Below are 14,914 nucleotides of genomic sequence, written 5' to 3' on the forward strand. Positions count from 1 at the left end.
CACGAGGCGATAACCTTCGATAGCTTTTCCGCGCTTGTTGACATCCAACAGATCAATGCCTTCGCGGTCCGGGTCGATGCCACGGGCGAATCGGCCGAGGAATCAGCGGCCCTTGCCAACGACGCTGCCGTGGCCTTCGCCGAGGTGATTGCCGATAGCCGCTCGGGAGAGGGATCGTTGTACTTCCCCTACGAACTGGGCGCTGCCGCAGACCCGGAGATCGCCGCAGTGAGTTCCGCGAAGCTATCGCGGTTGATCATCAGTGGCGCGCTAGCTGTTGCGGCGTGGTTGGTGACGATGGCGCTACTGGACGCCTTCGCAGCGTCGCGACGGCGAGAACCAGCAGCAATTGCGGAAACAGATAGTGGAGCATCACGCTTGGGGTAACCCCCAGCAGCGGCAGACTCACGGTGGCGGCGGTGGCGGCCTTGGCAAACCACGATGTGCCAGACTGATTGGTGACAGCCTTCCAGGCAACAAAACCCCAGCACGTGACAAAGGCGAGGGCGCCGAAGATCCCACCCCAGACGAAGCTCTCCACGATGACGTTGTGAGGGTTCAGCAGTTGGCCGCTGAAATGACTCGTGCTAAACCGGGTGAGGGTCTCCGGTGAGCCGAATCCGAGGAGCGTCCGGCTGGGATCCTCGGAGGCCAGCGCCCAGAGCCGTTCGATGATGCGCCCACGTTCCGCTGCGTTCTCGTCCTGCACGTAGCTGGTCTGCGAGAGCGCGGCAGCCACCGCCACCCCAGTCGCCGTCAGCGTGGTGAGCAGCCAGCTTGGAATGGACCGGATGTCGCGTTCGCGCTCGGTGAGGAAGACGAGGAGGGCCAACGCAACCAGTAGGCCGAGCATGGCGCCCCGCGACCCGATGTAGACGATCCACCCACTAAGGGCCAGGACCGCCACGACTCGGGCCCCTTGCACCACGAGCCCTCGCGGAGCAACCAGAAATCTGGCTGCGATGAATACCGCCAGGAGCACAAGGGCAATCGCGTAATCGTTGTAGTTGGGGTACACGGCGGTGGTGAGGAAGCGCTTTGTGGCAACCCAGGACAGGACAGTCGATTCCGGGTAGCGCGAGAAAATCAGTTTATTGTTTGTGACGACCTCGACGATGCCGATCAGGGCTAGCGCCGAGAAACCCAGCCACAGCCCGGTACCGAGGGCACGTTCTCCCCGCTTGGAGGAATCTGGAATCACGAAGAGTGCGACACTGGTCGTCGCCACGGTCAGGAGGAAGAAGTTTCGCTGGAACAGTGCGTTGTCATAGATCAGTGCCATCAATGATGCGATTAGCGTGATGCCCAGCCACAACCAGAGTGGCCAGGTCGCCAGATACGGGTTCACTCGACCCATGTCGGGGACCCGCAGGCCGTTCCAGAGCAGGGCGAACAGGGGAAGAAGCAGGGCGATGTAGGTGTTGCCGGGCACTTGGATCAACACGAGCAGAGCAACGGCGGCAATGAAGAACTCTCCGCCAGTGCGGCGAGCTGCCTTCGTGGGAAGCAGCAGGGTCATGCGGTTGTCCTCCCTCCAGCGGTGTAAGCGTACTCGGTGGCCCGGCGCACCCTAGGATTGGTGGTGCTGGCGTGCCGTGCGTCAGAGAGCGAACCCAAGCCCAGGAGAACACCGTGCACGTTGTCAGTATCGTCGGCGCACGTCCTCAGTTCGTGAAGCTGGCACCCATTGCCCAGGCGATGGCGGCCGAAGGGATTCAGCACAGCGTCATTCATACCGGCCAGCATTACGACGTGAACATGTCCGAGGCGTTCTTCCGTGATCTCCGTATTCCGGACCCGGACGTGCATCTCGGGGTGGGCAGCGGCAGCCATGGTGTCATGACCGGGCGGATGTTGGAACAGCTGGATCCTATCCTGATGGAGATGAAGCCAGACTGGGTGCTCGTTTACGGTGACACTAACTCCACTCTCGCGGGGACGGTCGCGGCGGTCAAGCAACATCTTCGAGTGGCACATCTGGAAGCTGGCCTGCGGTCGTTCAACCGTCGTATGCCCGAGGAGCACAACCGGGTCATGACTGATCACGCCGCAGACCTGTGCCTCGCACCAACAGAGGTGGCGATGCAGCACTTGAGCGACGAGGGACTCGCCTCACGCGCCGTGCTCGTAGGTGACGTCATGACCGACGTCTGCCTGCAGACCCGCGACGCTGTTCTGGCCGATCCGCGGCCCGTGCCGGGTATTCCGCAAGGTCAGGACTATGTGCTGGCCACCGTACATCGCGCCGACAACACCGATGATCCCGGACGGCTCGATGCAATTCTCGACGCCTTGGGGTCGTTGAACGTTGACGTGTACCTCCCCGTCCACCCACGACTTGGATCCACCTGCGAGGCGCGTGGTATCGAGATCGAGCGTGGAGGTCTGCATGTCATCGAACCGCTCACCTATCCAGACATGATCAACGCTGTGGTCCATGCCCGGGGTGTGGTCACCGATTCGGGCGGCCTGCAGAAGGAGGCCTTCCTCCTTGAGACTGTGTGCACGACGATTCGCACTGAGACGGAATGGACCGAAACCGTCGACACGGGCTGGAACGCGCTCGATCCAGAGTTAACCCGGTTGGCTGAGCTTGCCGTGCGTCCGGCTCCGGAGAAGACAGACGCCGCTCCCTATGGCCGGGGTGAGGCGGCAGAAGTCGTTGTGCGGGTGCTGAAGACCTGGCAGCCGGCCTGACTCAGGCCTCGCCGTCACCCAGCCGGAAGAACCTGACGTCCCTCCACGCGTCCGCCGGGCAGGTTCCGCGACCGTCGACGAACACCTCCACGCCAGGCAGATCCGCCGGGGTAAGGGAGGTGTATTCGGGGTGGTCGGCCTGCAGGATCGCGATGTCGACCGGCTCGCCGAGGTGGTAGGCGTCGAAGCCGTATTTGGCGAGTTCTTTGTCGGTAAACATTGGGTCGTGGACGCTCACCTCAGCGCCCCGCGCCTTAAGACCCGCGACAGTCGGGAAGACGCCGGAGAAGGCGGTCTCCTTGACCCTGCCCCGGTAGGAGGCGCCCAGGACGACGACCTTCCTCCCGCGTAGGTCACCCAGCGCGCCCTCGGCCAGGGAAATGGCGTACTCCGGCATGGTCATGTTGGCCTCGCGGGCCGTGCGCACGATGGTGGCGTCGGGATCCGTGTAGAGGTAGAGGCGCGGGTAGACCGGGATGCAGTGGCCGCCGACGGCGATGCCGGGGCGGTGGATGTGGCTGTAGGGCTGCGAGTTCGACGCCTCGATGACCTTGTGGACGTCGATGCCATTGGCGGCCGCGAACTTGCCGAACTGGTTGGCCAGTCCGATGTTCACGTCGCGGTAAGTGGTTTCCGCGAGCTTCGCCATCTCGGCGGCCTCGGCCGAGCCTAGGTCCCACACCCCGTTGCCCTGCGGCAGGTCGGGGCGCTCGTCGAAGCTGAGCACCGCTTCGTAGAACTCGACGCCGCGTCGGGCACCCTCCGGGGAGAGGCCGCCGACGAGCTTTGGGTACTTGCGCAGGTCCTCGAAGACGCGGCCGGTCAGCACACGCTCGGGGGAGAAGATGAGGTGGAAGTCCTTGCCCTCGGTGAGCCCCGAGATCTCCTCGATCATGGGCTTCCACCGCGTGCGCGTGGTGCCGACGGGAAGGGTGGTCTCGTAGCTGACGAGCGTGCCGGGGGTGAGGTGCTCGGAGAGGCTGCGCGTGGCGTTCTCCATCCAGCCGAAGTCTGGCTGCCAGGTCTCGTCGTTGACGAAGAGGGGGACCACGATGACAACGGCGTCCGCGTCCGGGATCGCTTCGCCGTAGTCCGTGGTGGCGCGCAGTCGCCCGGCGGGGACCAACTCGGAGAGCTTCTCCTGCAGGTGTGCCTCGCCAGGGAACGGCTCGACGGCGTCGTTGACCTTGTCAACGACGCTCTGCTGCACGTCGACGCCTATCACCTCGTGACCCATGTCGGCGAACTGGACGGCCAGTGGGAGGCCGATCTTGCCCATGGCGATGACAGCGATCTTCACTCTTCTTCGTCCCTTCCACCGGTGGATGGCGGTGCGCACCCGCGCCGCAGTCTACCCAACCGTTTCGCGGCTTGCCGCTAGCCTGGCCCCATGCAGCGCCCAGTACTCGCGATCGGTCCGTCGAACTACGCCGGCCAGGCCACGGCATGGGCGCGGGCGGTGAGGGCCGTGCTGACAGTCGAGGCATGGTCCTTCGCCGGTGTACCACTCCGGGGCGGCGGGTTCGGCTTCGACGTCGACCGCCGCTTCAACCGCGTCGCGTTCCGTGCAGGGACTTTGTGGGGTGCCAGGGCCCAGGTGATGTTCAGGGACACCACCCATATCGCGCTGGACGGATTCAAGTCGTTCGCACGCTGGGACAGGCACGGTCACTTCCCGGCCGACGCCAGGCGGCTTGAGGCGCTTGGGCACTCAATGGCCCTCATTGCGCACGGTTCGGATGTGCGCGAACCGGCGGCCCACCTGGCGCGCGACAAGTGGTCCTATTTCTCGGTCGGTTCCGAGGAGTGGAGGGCCAGGCTTACCGCGCAGACCGCGCGAAACCGAGCCTTCGCGGAGGAGTCGGGCTGGCCCGTGTTCTACTCGACGCCAGACCTGGGTTTTGACCTCCCGGGCGGCACATGGCTGCCTGTCGTCGTAGACGTTGACGCGTGGGCGTCGGACGCCCCGCTGCTGGAGCGGGAGCGGCCGCGCGTCGTCCACGTCCCCAGCCGGCGGAGTCCCCCGATCAAGGGCACGCAATACATCTCGCCCGTACTACAGCAGCTCCACGACGAGGGCGTGATCGAGTACGTGGAACCCTCGGGCATGCAGCACCGGGAGGTGTGTGAACTCGTACGGACGTGTGACGTGGTGGTTGATCAACTGTTGTTCGGCTCCTACGGAGTGGCGGCGGTGGAGGCCATGGCCGCAGGTCGGGTCACGATAGGCCGGATGGTCCAACCGGTGCGTGACCGCATGGAAGAAGCGCCGTCGATACTGGAGGCGACGCCAAATTCATTGCGCGAGGTCATCGGGTCCATCCGCGAGCGTCGCGGCGAGTTGCGTCTCCAAGCCGAGAGCAACCTCAAGTTTGTTCGTCGGTGGCACGATGGCGTCGTGTCGGCCGCGCTGCTCAGGGACTTCCTTGGCCTCGGCGACGGTCTGTGAAATGACCCCTCGGGCGTCGCAGCGAGGATGAGGAGATACGTGGCACTATCCCCCTTTGCTGGACAGACACTCAACACTGGACCGTCGGGCTCGTGACGGACGCTGATCCGCCTACCAGGAACGTTGATGCTGGCTTCAGCGAGTTGAGTACCGCTGTGGTGTAGGAGGGGGTGCACGTGGCCGTACTCAAGAGTATGGGGGCGTTGTTTGAGTGGGCCAGGGGCGTGCCGCTCAAACCGTCGGGAAAGAGCAGACCCGACGCCACTACGGCGGTGTCGGAAGAAGCGAAGAATTGTTTCGCCACGTTTGCCGCGACCTCGAATCGATCCGCTCCCCCCACGCGGTTGGTCGGGGCTCCAGTGATGCTGGCGATTTCAGTCAGCACCGCATCGCTGACAGTGGCCGCACCACCGAGAACGGTGACTCGCTCGGGGGCAATAGAGCTCAGCGCTCTGGCAGTGGCGCTGGGCAGCTCGCCAGAACGCACCAGCAGCAGTGGCCCTCCCAGCTCGGCAGCGAGTGGTCCGGCGGACAGGGCGTCGGAGAACAGCTCGCCTGAGGCTATGACGACGTGCTTGCCTGGAATGCGCGCAGCGAGATCGGCTGATACCGCGTACCGATCTGCGCCACCGATGCGGGTGACTTTGCCGAACTTCTGGAGGTCGGCCAGCACCGCGTCCGAGACGGTGCCGGGGCCGCCGACGATTACGATCTCACTGGGACGACTCCGAGTCAGCTCAGCCGTGACCGACGAGGGGAGCGACGCACCCCTCGTCAGTAACAGGCGGGCGCCACGGTACGCCGCTAGCGGACCCGCGCTGAGTGCGTCCGTGAAGACCTCGCCGGAGGCCACCACGACGGAGGAGCCGACGGCGGCGGGGAGCTGACTCGAAACGTTGGCAGCAACCTCGTATCGATCGGCGCCTCCGATTCGCTGCTCAATCGTTGGGTAGGCGGTCGCCGCCCACGTGGCGGTGACCTGAGAGGAGACGAGTGTGGCTCCGGCTGCGGTGACCAGCCTCGCGCGGAAGGTCCGGGTGCCGGCGCTGGCCTGCCCGTAGGTCAACGGAAGGTCAAAGCTTCCGTCGCTGTTGACGGTGGCCGTCGTGTGGTTCTGCCAGGCCCCGTTCACCAGTACCTGGGACGTGATCGTCCGGCCGCCGTAACCGAGGGCCTGCCCCTTGAGTCGTGCGGTCTGGCCGACCAGGACACCAGTTACGGACTGGACGGTGACCGACCCCAGCCTGTCCACGGTGAACTCGGCGCTGGTCAGGGTCCCCGCTGCCGAGGTCGCCTGCACCCGGTAGCGGGTGGTACCCACGGTGGCCGTGCCGAATGTGAGTGGGATCGAGAACTGGCCACGCGTCCCCGCGGTGACAAGCTCGTCGATGGACCACCCCGAAGCTGTGTAGACCTGTGTCAGGACCTCGCTACCTGCGCCGCCGGGGCTGAGCAGGCCGGTGACGTACGCCGTCGCCCCCACTTTCGCCTGGGTCTGGGGGCGGATCACCAGCTCACTGGCGCCGGTTGCCGGCGCGGTCACGTTGTACTGGTAGAGGTCGTACTTGACCATCAGGTTGATGATCTTGTTGGCGTACTGCGGATCCGTGGCGTACCCGCCCAGGTGCACCTCGACGATGAAGCGATCCGGGTTGTTCGTGTAGTTGAAGGCCTTGGCGTAGCGGGTCAGCCGGCTCAGGAAGTAGCCGTGGTCGATGAACGAGTTCTGGTCTGTGTCGTACTTCCGGAACTGCGCCGTCGTTGTGTAGGCGTTGCCGCTGGAGTCGTATTCGGTGGTGCTGACGGAGTAGCAGCCGTTCTGGTGCGGACTGAGTGTGGAGGAGCACTTGATGCCGAACCAGTTCTTCGCATTCTTGGTCAGAGACGACTCGCCCCAACCGGATTCCAGGATCGCCTGCGCCATGGCCACCGATGCCGGCACCCCGTAGGCGCGCTCCTCTTCCTGGGCCCAGGCGGAGGTCTTGGCGACGAAGGTCGCGGCGTCCAGGGCTGCGGCGGGTCTGGCGACGGGCAGCCAGACGGCCACGAGCGCGAAGGTGAGGAGTACTCGAAGGAGCATGCGCGGAGAAGGCATGGGGTCATTGAACCCCCACCTCGCGAAATCTGTCATCCGAAAGGTGAGGCGCAGGTTGAGGTTCCACCCTCCGGGGCAGTGTTGGGCGTCCCGGGCCGTGCGCCGTCAGTGAACCAGGATGATCTTGCCCACGTTGTCCCCGCCCGTGAGCTGCTCGTGGGCCCTGCGCACGTCGTCGAAGGGGATCCTGGTCTCGGGGGAGAGCCTGATGCGGCCGTCGGCCAGCATCGGCCACACCTCCGCCTCCACAGCGGCGCAGATCTCCGCCTTCTCCTCGGCGGGACGGAACCGTAGCGAGGTCGCGGTGATGGTGGCCTGCTTGCTGAGCAGGGCCCCCAAGTTGAGCGTGCCCTTGGCGCCACCCTGGAGCCCGATCACGACGATCCTGCCGCGGCGTTTCAGCGCCGCCACGTTGGATTCGAGGTACTTCGCGCCGATGATGTCGAGGACGACGTCGGCACCCTTGGTGGCGGCCTTGAGTGCTGCGACCCAGTCGTCGTGATAGTCCAGCGCGATGTCGGCGCCGTGGGCCAGACAGTGCTCCAGCTTCGCAGGGCTCCCCGCGGTCGCCACGACCGTGGCGCCGAGGGCGTGGGCGTACTGAGTCGCGAACGTGCCGATCCCACCGGCGCCGCCGTGGACCAGGAACACCTCGCCGGGCTCGAGCTGCCCGACGCGAAGGTTGGAAAGGACGGTCGCCGCGACCTCGAGAACCCCGGCTGCCGACACCAGATCCACGCCGGGCGGCGGAGCGATGAGCTGACCCTCGGGTGCGACGAAGTATTCGGCATATCCGCCACCGGCCAGGAGGGCCACGACCTCGTCGCCCTTCTTCCAACGTCGGACTCCGTCGCCGACCGCCTCGACGACGCCGGAGGCCTCCAACCCGATGATGTCGCTCTCGCCGGGGGGCGGGGGATAGTGGCCCTGCCGCTGCAGCACGTCGGCGCGGTTCACGCCGGAGGCAACCGTCCGGACGAGCACTTCTCCCGGCCCAGGGATGGGGCTGGGGGCCTCGCCGAGGGTGAGGGCGTCGACATCTCCTGGGGCTTCCACGATCACTGCGCGCATGTCCCCCACCCTGCCACACGCGCGTGCGTCGACGGGGGTTTGCACATCCCGCAACGGCTCTAGCCGTCCGTGGGCTCGTTCTCGTCGCGACCCTGCCAGGTGCAGATGCACACCTCGTTGCCCTCGGGATCGCACAGGACCCAGAACCGGGGCGCCGCCTCGTCGCTCACCAGTGTCCCGCCTGCAGCCAGTGCCCGGTCCAGCCGGTTCCTCGCCTCGTCATGCGCCACCGTGAGGTCCAGGTGGACCCTGTTGCGCTGCGGGCGCGGTTCGTCCATCTGCTGGAACCAGATCGGTGGCCCGATCAGCTGCGGGTCGATCAACGCCTCCGGGCCGTCGTCGGCATAGCCCGTGATCGCGCGCCAGAAGGGGAGCACGGCGGGAATGTCGAGCGCGTCGATGGCGATCTCGATCTCGGCCAGGTCTGACGTCACCGGCTGCAGGCCCATGGCGGCGACGAGTTCCGCGACCGCCGAGCCGAAGGCGACGTCGCGGTCGGTGATGCCTCCGGCGTCGTGGCTGGCCACGGCGAGATGGACCCTCGAGTAGCGCAGGTCGATCTCGGGATGATGATTCTGGTCCTCCGCGATCCGGGCGACGTCGTTGACGAAGGCGAGCGCCGAGGGGAAGGAGCCGGCGTCCACCGTGAGATGCATCCGGCCTAGGAGGTAACGCCAGGTTGGAAGGGCCTCTGAGGCCTGCTTGCGTGAGAGTGCCATGTTTCACACTAACCCCGGGAACGCGGTGAGCACAGGGGGCGTCGCGCCCGACAGCGCGGTCGCTCTTGGCTCGCCGGAGTGGAGTCAATCAGGCCAGGTGAGGCCGCGACCGCTCTCGAACGCACGGTGCGAGCCGTCGACCGGGTCCGGAAACTCCAGCCGGTGGGCCAGCAGGCGCAGCGGCGTGGAGAAGTCATCGATGGCGGTGGGGAGGATCTCGGGGTACAGCGGATCACCGACGAGGGGTATGCCGAGGCCGTTGAAGTGTGCGCGGATCTGGTGGGTCCTGCCGGTGAGTGGGCGGACCTCGTACAGGGCATAGCCGCGCTGGATCTCGATGAGCTCGATGTCGGTGACTGAGTTCGACGGTAGGTCGAGCGTGTCGGCCTGGAGTGTGCCCACCCTTTTGACCAGGTGGGACTCGACCCGCCGCGGGAAGTGGAGCGCCGGATCGTGGGGCGCGATCGCGCGGTAGACCTTCGTGGCCGTTCGGTCTGTGAACACCGAGTGGTAGGCGGCCCGCCATCTCTTCTCCGTCGTCATGAGCAGCACGCCGGCCGTGCCACGGTCCAGCCGGTGGGCAGCGGAGAGTTCGGGCAGGTCCAGAGCCTGCCTCGCCTTCACCACGGCCGACTGCAGCACGTGCCGGCCGCGCGGGATGGTGGAGAGGAAGTGGGGCTTGTCGAAGACCGCGATCCGCTCGTCGCGGTACAGCAGAGTGAGCTCGCCGGGGGCCGGGGCCTCGTCGCGCAGTTCGCGGTGGAACCAGACGAAGGTGTGTGGACGGTACTCCTCGCGACCGGTCCACGGCCGGCCGCGGTCGTCGACGAAGACGCCGCCCTCGAGCATCTCGTCGACATCTTCCGGCGACGGCGCCAGCTTGTGAACCAGCCAGTCACGCATCGTGGGCCAGGGGAGGGGGTCGCGCGGATCGCGATCCGGCGTGCGCACCCAGGCGGCCTGCAGGCCGTGGCGGGGCGGCAGCGGCGACTTCGGCGGCATCCCACGTCCCTTCCCTGCTCGGATACCGCACCCTACCCGCCGGCATCGAGGCGCTAACATGGTCGGGCACTGGCGAGGTCGCATAGTGGACTAGTGCAGCCGCCTTGAAAGCGGCCGAGGGGCAACTCTCCGTGGGTTCGAATCCCACCCTCGCCGCCACCGCCCCGCGTCCGGCCGGTCAACCGATCTCCTGGGTACTGTGGGGCCATGGCCGAGACCACCCACGTCATCAAGCCCCAGCCGCCCGTGCGCGCGTTCGTCACCGCGGCCGGTGCGGACCTCATCGGCGCCGTCGTGCTGGTTGCTGCGCTGAACCAGGGATGGCATGTGGCCGTCGTCGTGGTCGGCGCGTTGTTTCTCGTCGCGGGCGTGGCGCTCATGGTGGCCGCGTTCGTGTCGCTCGACCGGCTGGCCGTCCGTCTCACCTTGGACGACGACGGGTACAGGCTGGTGGGGCCCGGGGTCGATCACTCCGGTGAATGGGCGGACGTGAGTAAGGTCACGCAGTCGCAGGAGGGCTCACACGTGACCGTCTACCACGGCCCGGTCCGGCGCACCCACCTGCTGTTCCCAGGCGGGGATCGCGCCCAGATCGACGAGGTGCTCGCGGACATCCGGTCCCGCCTCCAGGCGGCGAAGGGGTAGCACCCCTCCTGCGCCCGCCTCAGCCTTCCTCGCCGTACCAGGCGCAGGCGTCGGTGACGTTCTGCGCCCCGTCGGTGAGGACCGGGCTCTCGGAGGCCGACGGCGACGGCTCAGCCGAGGGGGACGTCGTGGTGGCGCTGGGTGTCGCGGCCGCCGTCGGCTCCACGCCGGGCGCCGCGGACGTGGTGGGCGACGGCGGATCGAGGGCCTGCTCGACGGCCGCTTGCATCGCCTCGAAATCCGGATTCTCGTAGGAGTAGCCGTTCTTGCCGGGAGAGTAGACGAGCCGGCTGACCTGGCCGTCCTTCACGCGCAGCGCCAACTCGACGATCTCCGGGAGGTCCCGCTGCGGGATGTCGGTCACCACCATCTGCGACGACGCAGCGGCGATTGCCTCATACCGGGTCAGCAGCGTCGCGGGGTTGGCCTGCTTGATGATCGCGCCCACGAGGCACGACTGGCGGGCCATGCGGTCGTAGTCCGAATAATCGAGCCGGCTACGGGCGTACCACATGGCTTCGTAGCCCATCAGGTGCTGATCCGGCCCCGGCTCGAGATAACCCGAGGGCCTTCTGCCTTCCGAGTTGCCGCCGATGGCCAGCCGTTGGTTGATGTTGACGGTGACCCCACCCATGGCGTCGATCAGTTGTTGGATGCCGTCGATGTTGAGCATGGCGAAGTAATCCACCTTGAGGCCGGTGATGCCCTCCACGCCCTGTTTGAGCGCCTCGGCGCCGCGGTAGGTGGCGCCGTCGAACAGATCGGGGTAACCGAGTTCGGTGTGCGCCCAGACGCTGTTGATGAGCCAGTCCTCAGCAGGCTCGCCGCGGAACCCGTCCGGGAACGCTTCTGCCATCTCGCTTCCCTCCGGGAATGGCGTGTACTGCACGTTCCGGGGGATCTGGATGAGCGTGGTCGCGCCGCTCTGGGTGTCGATCGAGGCCAGGATGATGGTGTCGGTGCGGATGCTGAACTGCTCGACTGCGTCGGCCCGGTTGGCGCTTCCGTCCGCCCCGAGCAGGAGGATGTTGATCCGCGGGATGTCGGCGAAGGGGTCCGCGCCGCCTTCGGAGTCCAGGGTCGGGCGCGTGGATGACTTCACCTCGTCGTCGCCGGAGGTGAAGACCCTGTCGACCAGCAGCATCTGGTCCCGGGCATACCGTGCGGCGATGGCTGTGGGCGTCGCCACGGCGAACGCGAGCACCACCACCAGAATGGCCCCCAGAGCCCGCCTCGTGTCGGAGAGGCCGCGCGGGCGGGTGGCCAGGTGGGTGACGACGATGAGCGTGACCCACACCAGGCCGACGACGATCAGTGCGAGCGTCGCCCCCGTGAGGAAGCCGGGGCTCACGGCGAGTGTGGCGAGGCGGGTGGTGTTTGCGACGGCATAGTAGGCGATGAAGGCACCCGCGCCGAGAGCGGACCCACCCGCGACCAGCCCCGCCACCCGAAGGCCGGGGCGTCTGGCGCCGAGCAGACCGATGCCGGGCAGCATCGTCGAGGCGAGGGTGAGGAGCGACGCGCGGCGCAGCGAGCCCTTCGCTGCCCTCTCCTGGGCTGCCATGCGGAGGCGAACGTTGTGGGGGAAGGGCAGGTCGGCCGGGCTGTCCCAATCGTCGAGCGGGGTGTCCTCCAGCGCGCGCGTCGGGGTGGCCGCGGACTTCGGGGCCTTGCCTCGACCCGCACCGCCATCGCCGGACGCAGCGCGGCGCGCTTGGCCGTCTTCGGTCATGGGCTCCTCCTGCGCGCCAGTGTAACTGGCAGCGCAGCGCACGAAACGGCGGCCTGAGCCCCCAGCCTCCCCCGGTCCGGTGGCGCATGTTTGCCGCTGCGCTGGGCGCTCGGCTAGGCTGTGACGGCACTGGAGGTGTCGCCTAGTCCGGTCTATGGCGCCCGCCTGCTAAGCGGGTTTGGGGCTTCAACCCCATCGCGGGTTCAAATCCCGCCGCCTCCGCCAGTTGTGATCGAGCCCCTGGGACCCGTTGCCAGGGGCTCTGCTAGTCCGCCTCAGGCGGCGATGTTCGCCCGTTCCAGGTCCAAGAGGAACTGCTTGCGTTCAGGGCCTCCGGAGTAGCCAGTGAGCATCCCGCTCGCCCCTATCACGCGGTGGCACGGCACGACGATGCTGATGGGGTTTCTGCTGTTCGCCGCACCCACGGCACGCGAGGCGCCGGGGCGCCCGATCGCCGTGGCCAGCTGGCCGTAGCTGCGCGTCTCCCCGTAGGGGATCTCGGTGAGGGCCTCCCACACCTGGCGCTGGAAGTCCGTGCCTGACGGCGAGAGCTGCAGGTCGAACTCGGTGCGCTGCCCGGCGAAGTACTCGGTGAGCTGGCGGGTGGCCTCCGGGAGCGCGTCGTCGACCTGGTCACCCCAGTCGGGGGTGTCCACCGGTGGCTTCCTGTGGCCGTCCATGAGGACGGCGATCAGTGTGCCGTCGCGCTGGACGATCGTCAGCGGTCCGATGGGTGACTCCATCACGCTGTAGGTCATGACTTCTCCTCGCATCCGGGTACGCCGGGAATCGTGTTGACGGCGTGGGGCGTGAGCGCCCACAGGTGTTGGGTCGCGTAGGACCGCCACGGTCGCCAGGCTGCCGATCTGGACCCTACGGACACGCCGAGCTCCCGGGCGGCGCGCATCACGCCCAAGTCCGTGGCAGGGAAGGCGTCCGGGTCGCCAAGCCCTCGCATGGCGATCATCTCGACGGTCCAGGGCCCGATCCCCGTGAGGGCGGCCAGCGCCGCGCGGGCGGCGTCGCGGTCGGCGCCGACGGAGAGGTCCAGTTCGCCGTCGGCGAGCGCGCGCGCCAGTCGGCGGATGGTGTCGCGGCGCGAGGCCGGGAAGGCCAGGGCTTCGTCGGCCACCTCCGCCACAGCGGCGGCGGTGGGGAACAGGTGCGTCAGGCCCGGAATCCCGGTCTCGACGCGGGCGCCGACCCGTTCGACCAGCCGCGATCCATGGGTCCGCGCCGCCGCCGTCGACACCTGCTGGCCGAGGAGGATCCGGAAGGCCACTTCGTCGCCGTCGACCCCGCGCGGGATCCTGCGGCCGGGATGCGCGGCGACGAGCGGTGCCAGGAGGGGGTCCGACGCGAGCAGACCGTCGACGGCGACGGGGTCGGCGTCGAGATCCAGGAGCCGGCGCACGCGAGCGACGGCCGTCGGCAGTTGGACGATGTCGCTCAGGCCGATGCGTGCCTCGACCCCGTCTCCCGCTGGCCGGAGGGACACGACGGCGTGCCCGGTCGGCAGTCGCAGCGTGCGGTGGTAGGCGCCGTCGTGAAACGACTCGACGCCGGCGACGGAGGTGGCGATGAGGTGGCCGAAGACGTTGCACGGGCAGAACGGTTTCCTGACCGCCAGCGTGAGGTGGACGAACGTGAGCCCGCCGTCAGGGCTCGAACCGGGACCCCGCGAAGGCCGCCGCAATTGGCTCGGGGTGGCGTCGTAAACCTCGCGGATGGTGGCGTTGAAGGAGCGGAGGCTGGAGAACCCGGCGGCGAAGGCGACCTCCGGCAGCGTGAGCGAGGTGGCCTCCAGGAGGGTCCGAGCCGTCTGCGCACGGCGGGCGCGGGCAAGGGCCAACGGGCCGGCGCCCGCGCCGTCGGCCAGCAGCCGCTGGATCTGACGGGTGGAGTAGCCCAACCGCGAAGCGAGACCGCCGACGCCCTCGCGATCCATGACGCCGTCGTTGATGAGCCGGACCGCCCGGGCCACGCTGTCCCCCCGTACGTCCCATGCCGGTGAGCCGGGGGTCGCGCCCGGTAGGCAGCGCTTGCAGGCACGGAAGCCGGCGAGTTGAGCGGCCGCCGCAGTGGGGAAGAAGCGGACGTTGCGGGCGTGCGGTGTGCGGGCGGGACAGCTGGGCCGGCAGTAGATGCCCGTCGACGTGACCCCGGTCACGAAACACCCGTCGAAGCGGGGATCCTTGGCCTGGATGGCCCGCAGGCGCGTGGCCGTGTCGTCGTGCATGGCATCAAGCATGGCGCATGCCCGCCGCGGTCTCTCGCAGGAATGCGACATCGCGGCGCGTGACGGTTCGCTGTCCGAGTGAGCGCGTTTGCCCAACCAGTGCCTGCCACGTATAGTTACCACTCGGCCAGCGCTCGTGGCTCAACGGATAGAGCATCTGACTACGGATCAGAAGGTTGGGGGTTCGAGTCCCTCCGAGCGCGCTGGACGAGGCGCCGGGCATCGCACCCGGCGCCTCGTCGTCTTTCCTGGCCACTCCACCCCA

General features: G+C 67.5%; 12 protein-coding genes and 3 tRNA genes. 6 read left to right on the forward strand and 9 right to left on the reverse strand.

Annotated elements, in window-relative coordinates; all coding sequences use genetic code 11:
• Positions 1-259: 259 nt before the first annotated feature.
• Positions 260-1,519 carry an O-antigen ligase family protein gene (locus ACX1D0_RS14410; RefSeq protein ID WP_459018687.1) on the reverse strand — a complete coding sequence of 420 codons (1,260 nt, stop codon included), beginning with the start codon at positions 1,517-1,519 and terminating at the stop codon, positions 260-262.
• Between the two features lie 113 nt (positions 1,520-1,632).
• Between ACX1D0_RS14410 and wecB the strand changes: the two genes are divergently transcribed.
• Entirely contained in the window at positions 1,633-2,697 is a 1,065-nt protein-coding gene (wecB, locus tag ACX1D0_RS14415; RefSeq protein ID WP_459018688.1) for a non-hydrolyzing UDP-N-acetylglucosamine 2-epimerase, read from the forward strand.
• 1 nt (position 2,698) lies between these two features.
• Here the strand turns inward: wecB and ACX1D0_RS14420 are convergent, their stop codons facing one another.
• On the reverse strand, positions 2,699-3,997 hold the full coding sequence (locus ACX1D0_RS14420) for a nucleotide sugar dehydrogenase (protein ID WP_459018689.1): 1,299 nt from the start codon (positions 3,995-3,997) through the stop codon (positions 2,699-2,701).
• A 90-nt stretch (positions 3,998-4,087) separates the two neighbouring features.
• Between ACX1D0_RS14420 and ACX1D0_RS14425 the strand changes: the two genes are divergently transcribed.
• On the forward strand, positions 4,088-5,146 hold the full coding sequence (locus ACX1D0_RS14425) for a glycosyltransferase (RefSeq protein WP_459018690.1): 1,059 nt from the start codon (positions 4,088-4,090) through the stop codon (positions 5,144-5,146).
• 70 nt (positions 5,147-5,216) lie between these two features.
• On the opposite strand, the gene ACX1D0_RS14430 is transcribed toward ACX1D0_RS14425, so the two are convergent.
• The 4 genes from ACX1D0_RS14430 to ACX1D0_RS14445 form a co-directional block, all read right to left on the reverse strand.
• Positions 5,217-7,241, reverse strand: coding sequence for a cell wall-binding repeat-containing protein (locus ACX1D0_RS14430; protein WP_459018691.1), 2,025 nt, complete (start codon positions 7,239-7,241; stop codon positions 5,217-5,219).
• Positions 7,242-7,346: 105 nt separating this feature from the next.
• Positions 7,347-8,312: an NAD(P)H-quinone oxidoreductase gene (locus ACX1D0_RS14435; protein ID WP_459018692.1), complete on the reverse strand. Its 966-nt coding sequence runs from the start codon at positions 8,310-8,312 to the stop codon at positions 7,347-7,349.
• A gap of 59 nt (positions 8,313-8,371) precedes the next feature.
• On the reverse strand, positions 8,372-9,031 hold the full coding sequence (locus tag ACX1D0_RS14440) for a 4a-hydroxytetrahydrobiopterin dehydratase (RefSeq protein ID WP_459018693.1): 660 nt from the start codon (positions 9,029-9,031) through the stop codon (positions 8,372-8,374).
• A gap of 84 nt (positions 9,032-9,115) precedes the next feature.
• A complete protein-coding gene (locus ACX1D0_RS14445; RefSeq protein WP_459020462.1) occupies positions 9,116-9,934 on the reverse strand; it encodes a pseudouridine synthase in 819 nt (272 codons plus the stop codon).
• Positions 9,935-10,104: 170 nt separating this feature from the next.
• On the opposite strand from ACX1D0_RS14445, the gene ACX1D0_RS14450 reads away from it, so the two are divergent.
• Together ACX1D0_RS14450 and ACX1D0_RS14455 are read left to right on the forward strand one after the other, a co-directional pair.
• A tRNA-Ser gene (locus tag ACX1D0_RS14450) sits at positions 10,105-10,192 on the forward strand.
• A gap of 48 nt (positions 10,193-10,240) precedes the next feature.
• Positions 10,241-10,678, forward strand: a complete 438-nt coding sequence (locus ACX1D0_RS14455; protein ID WP_459018694.1) for a hypothetical protein — start codon at positions 10,241-10,243, stop codon at positions 10,676-10,678.
• A 19-nt stretch (positions 10,679-10,697) separates the two neighbouring features.
• On the opposite strand, the gene ACX1D0_RS14460 is transcribed toward ACX1D0_RS14455, so the two are convergent.
• Positions 10,698-12,410 carry an LCP family protein gene (locus ACX1D0_RS14460; RefSeq protein ID WP_459018695.1) on the reverse strand — a complete coding sequence of 571 codons (1,713 nt, stop codon included), beginning with the start codon at positions 12,408-12,410 and terminating at the stop codon, positions 10,698-10,700.
• Between the two features lie 131 nt (positions 12,411-12,541).
• Here ACX1D0_RS14460 and ACX1D0_RS14465 point away from each other — a divergent pair.
• A tRNA-Ser gene (locus tag ACX1D0_RS14465) sits at positions 12,542-12,635 on the forward strand.
• Positions 12,636-12,685: 50 nt separating this feature from the next.
• Here the strand turns inward: ACX1D0_RS14465 and ACX1D0_RS14470 are convergent.
• Both ACX1D0_RS14470 and ACX1D0_RS14475 read right to left on the reverse strand, forming a co-directional pair.
• Positions 12,686-13,168 (reverse strand): methylated-DNA--[protein]-cysteine S-methyltransferase, encoded by a 483-nt coding sequence (locus ACX1D0_RS14470; RefSeq protein ID WP_459018696.1) that lies wholly within the window; start codon positions 13,166-13,168, stop codon positions 12,686-12,688.
• Positions 13,165-14,649 carry an AlkA N-terminal domain-containing protein gene (locus tag ACX1D0_RS14475; protein WP_459018697.1) on the reverse strand — a complete coding sequence of 495 codons (1,485 nt, stop codon included), beginning with the start codon at positions 14,647-14,649 and terminating at the stop codon, positions 13,165-13,167. Before ACX1D0_RS14475 ends, ACX1D0_RS14470 begins: the two co-directional genes overlap by 4 nt.
• Before the next feature lie 130 nt (positions 14,650-14,779).
• Between ACX1D0_RS14475 and ACX1D0_RS14480 the strand changes: the two genes are divergently transcribed.
• A tRNA-Arg gene (locus tag ACX1D0_RS14480) sits at positions 14,780-14,852 on the forward strand.
• The last annotated feature ends 62 nt before the right edge of the window (positions 14,853-14,914 follow it).

The sequence above is a fragment of the Tessaracoccus pujii genome, from assembly GCF_054483895.1.

What these genes read in the sequence shown, in the direction of transcription:
- ACX1D0_RS14470 (WP_459018696.1), bottom strand. Translation starts at nt 13,168, where the DNA reads ATGACCTACAGCGTGATGGAGTCACCCATCGGACCGCTGACGATCGTC.
- ACX1D0_RS14410 (WP_459018687.1), bottom strand. Translation starts at nt 1,519, where the DNA reads ATGACCCTGCTGCTTCCCACGAAGGCAGCTCGCCGCACTGGCGGAGAG.
- ACX1D0_RS14460 (WP_459018695.1), bottom strand. Translation starts at nt 12,410, where the DNA reads ATGACCGAAGACGGCCAAGCGCGCCGCGCTGCGTCCGGCGATGGCGGT.
- ACX1D0_RS14455 (WP_459018694.1), top strand. Translation starts at nt 10,241, where the DNA reads ATGGCCGAGACCACCCACGTCATCAAGCCCCAGCCGCCCGTGCGCGCG.
- ACX1D0_RS14475 (WP_459018697.1), bottom strand. Translation starts at nt 14,649, where the DNA reads ATGCACGACGACACGGCCACGCGCCTGCGGGCCATCCAGGCCAAGGAT.
- ACX1D0_RS14435 (WP_459018692.1), bottom strand. Translation starts at nt 8,312, where the DNA reads ATGCGCGCAGTGATCGTGGAAGCCCCAGGAGATGTCGACGCCCTCACC.
- ACX1D0_RS14445 (WP_459020462.1), bottom strand. Translation starts at nt 9,934, where the DNA reads ATGCGTGACTGGCTGGTTCACAAGCTGGCGCCGTCGCCGGAAGATGTC.
- ACX1D0_RS14430 (WP_459018691.1), bottom strand. Translation starts at nt 7,241, where the DNA reads ATGCCTTCTCCGCGCATGCTCCTTCGAGTACTCCTCACCTTCGCGCTC.
- ACX1D0_RS14425 (WP_459018690.1), top strand. Translation starts at nt 4,088, where the DNA reads ATGCAGCGCCCAGTACTCGCGATCGGTCCGTCGAACTACGCCGGCCAG.
- ACX1D0_RS14440 (WP_459018693.1), bottom strand. Translation starts at nt 9,031, where the DNA reads ATGGCACTCTCACGCAAGCAGGCCTCAGAGGCCCTTCCAACCTGGCGT.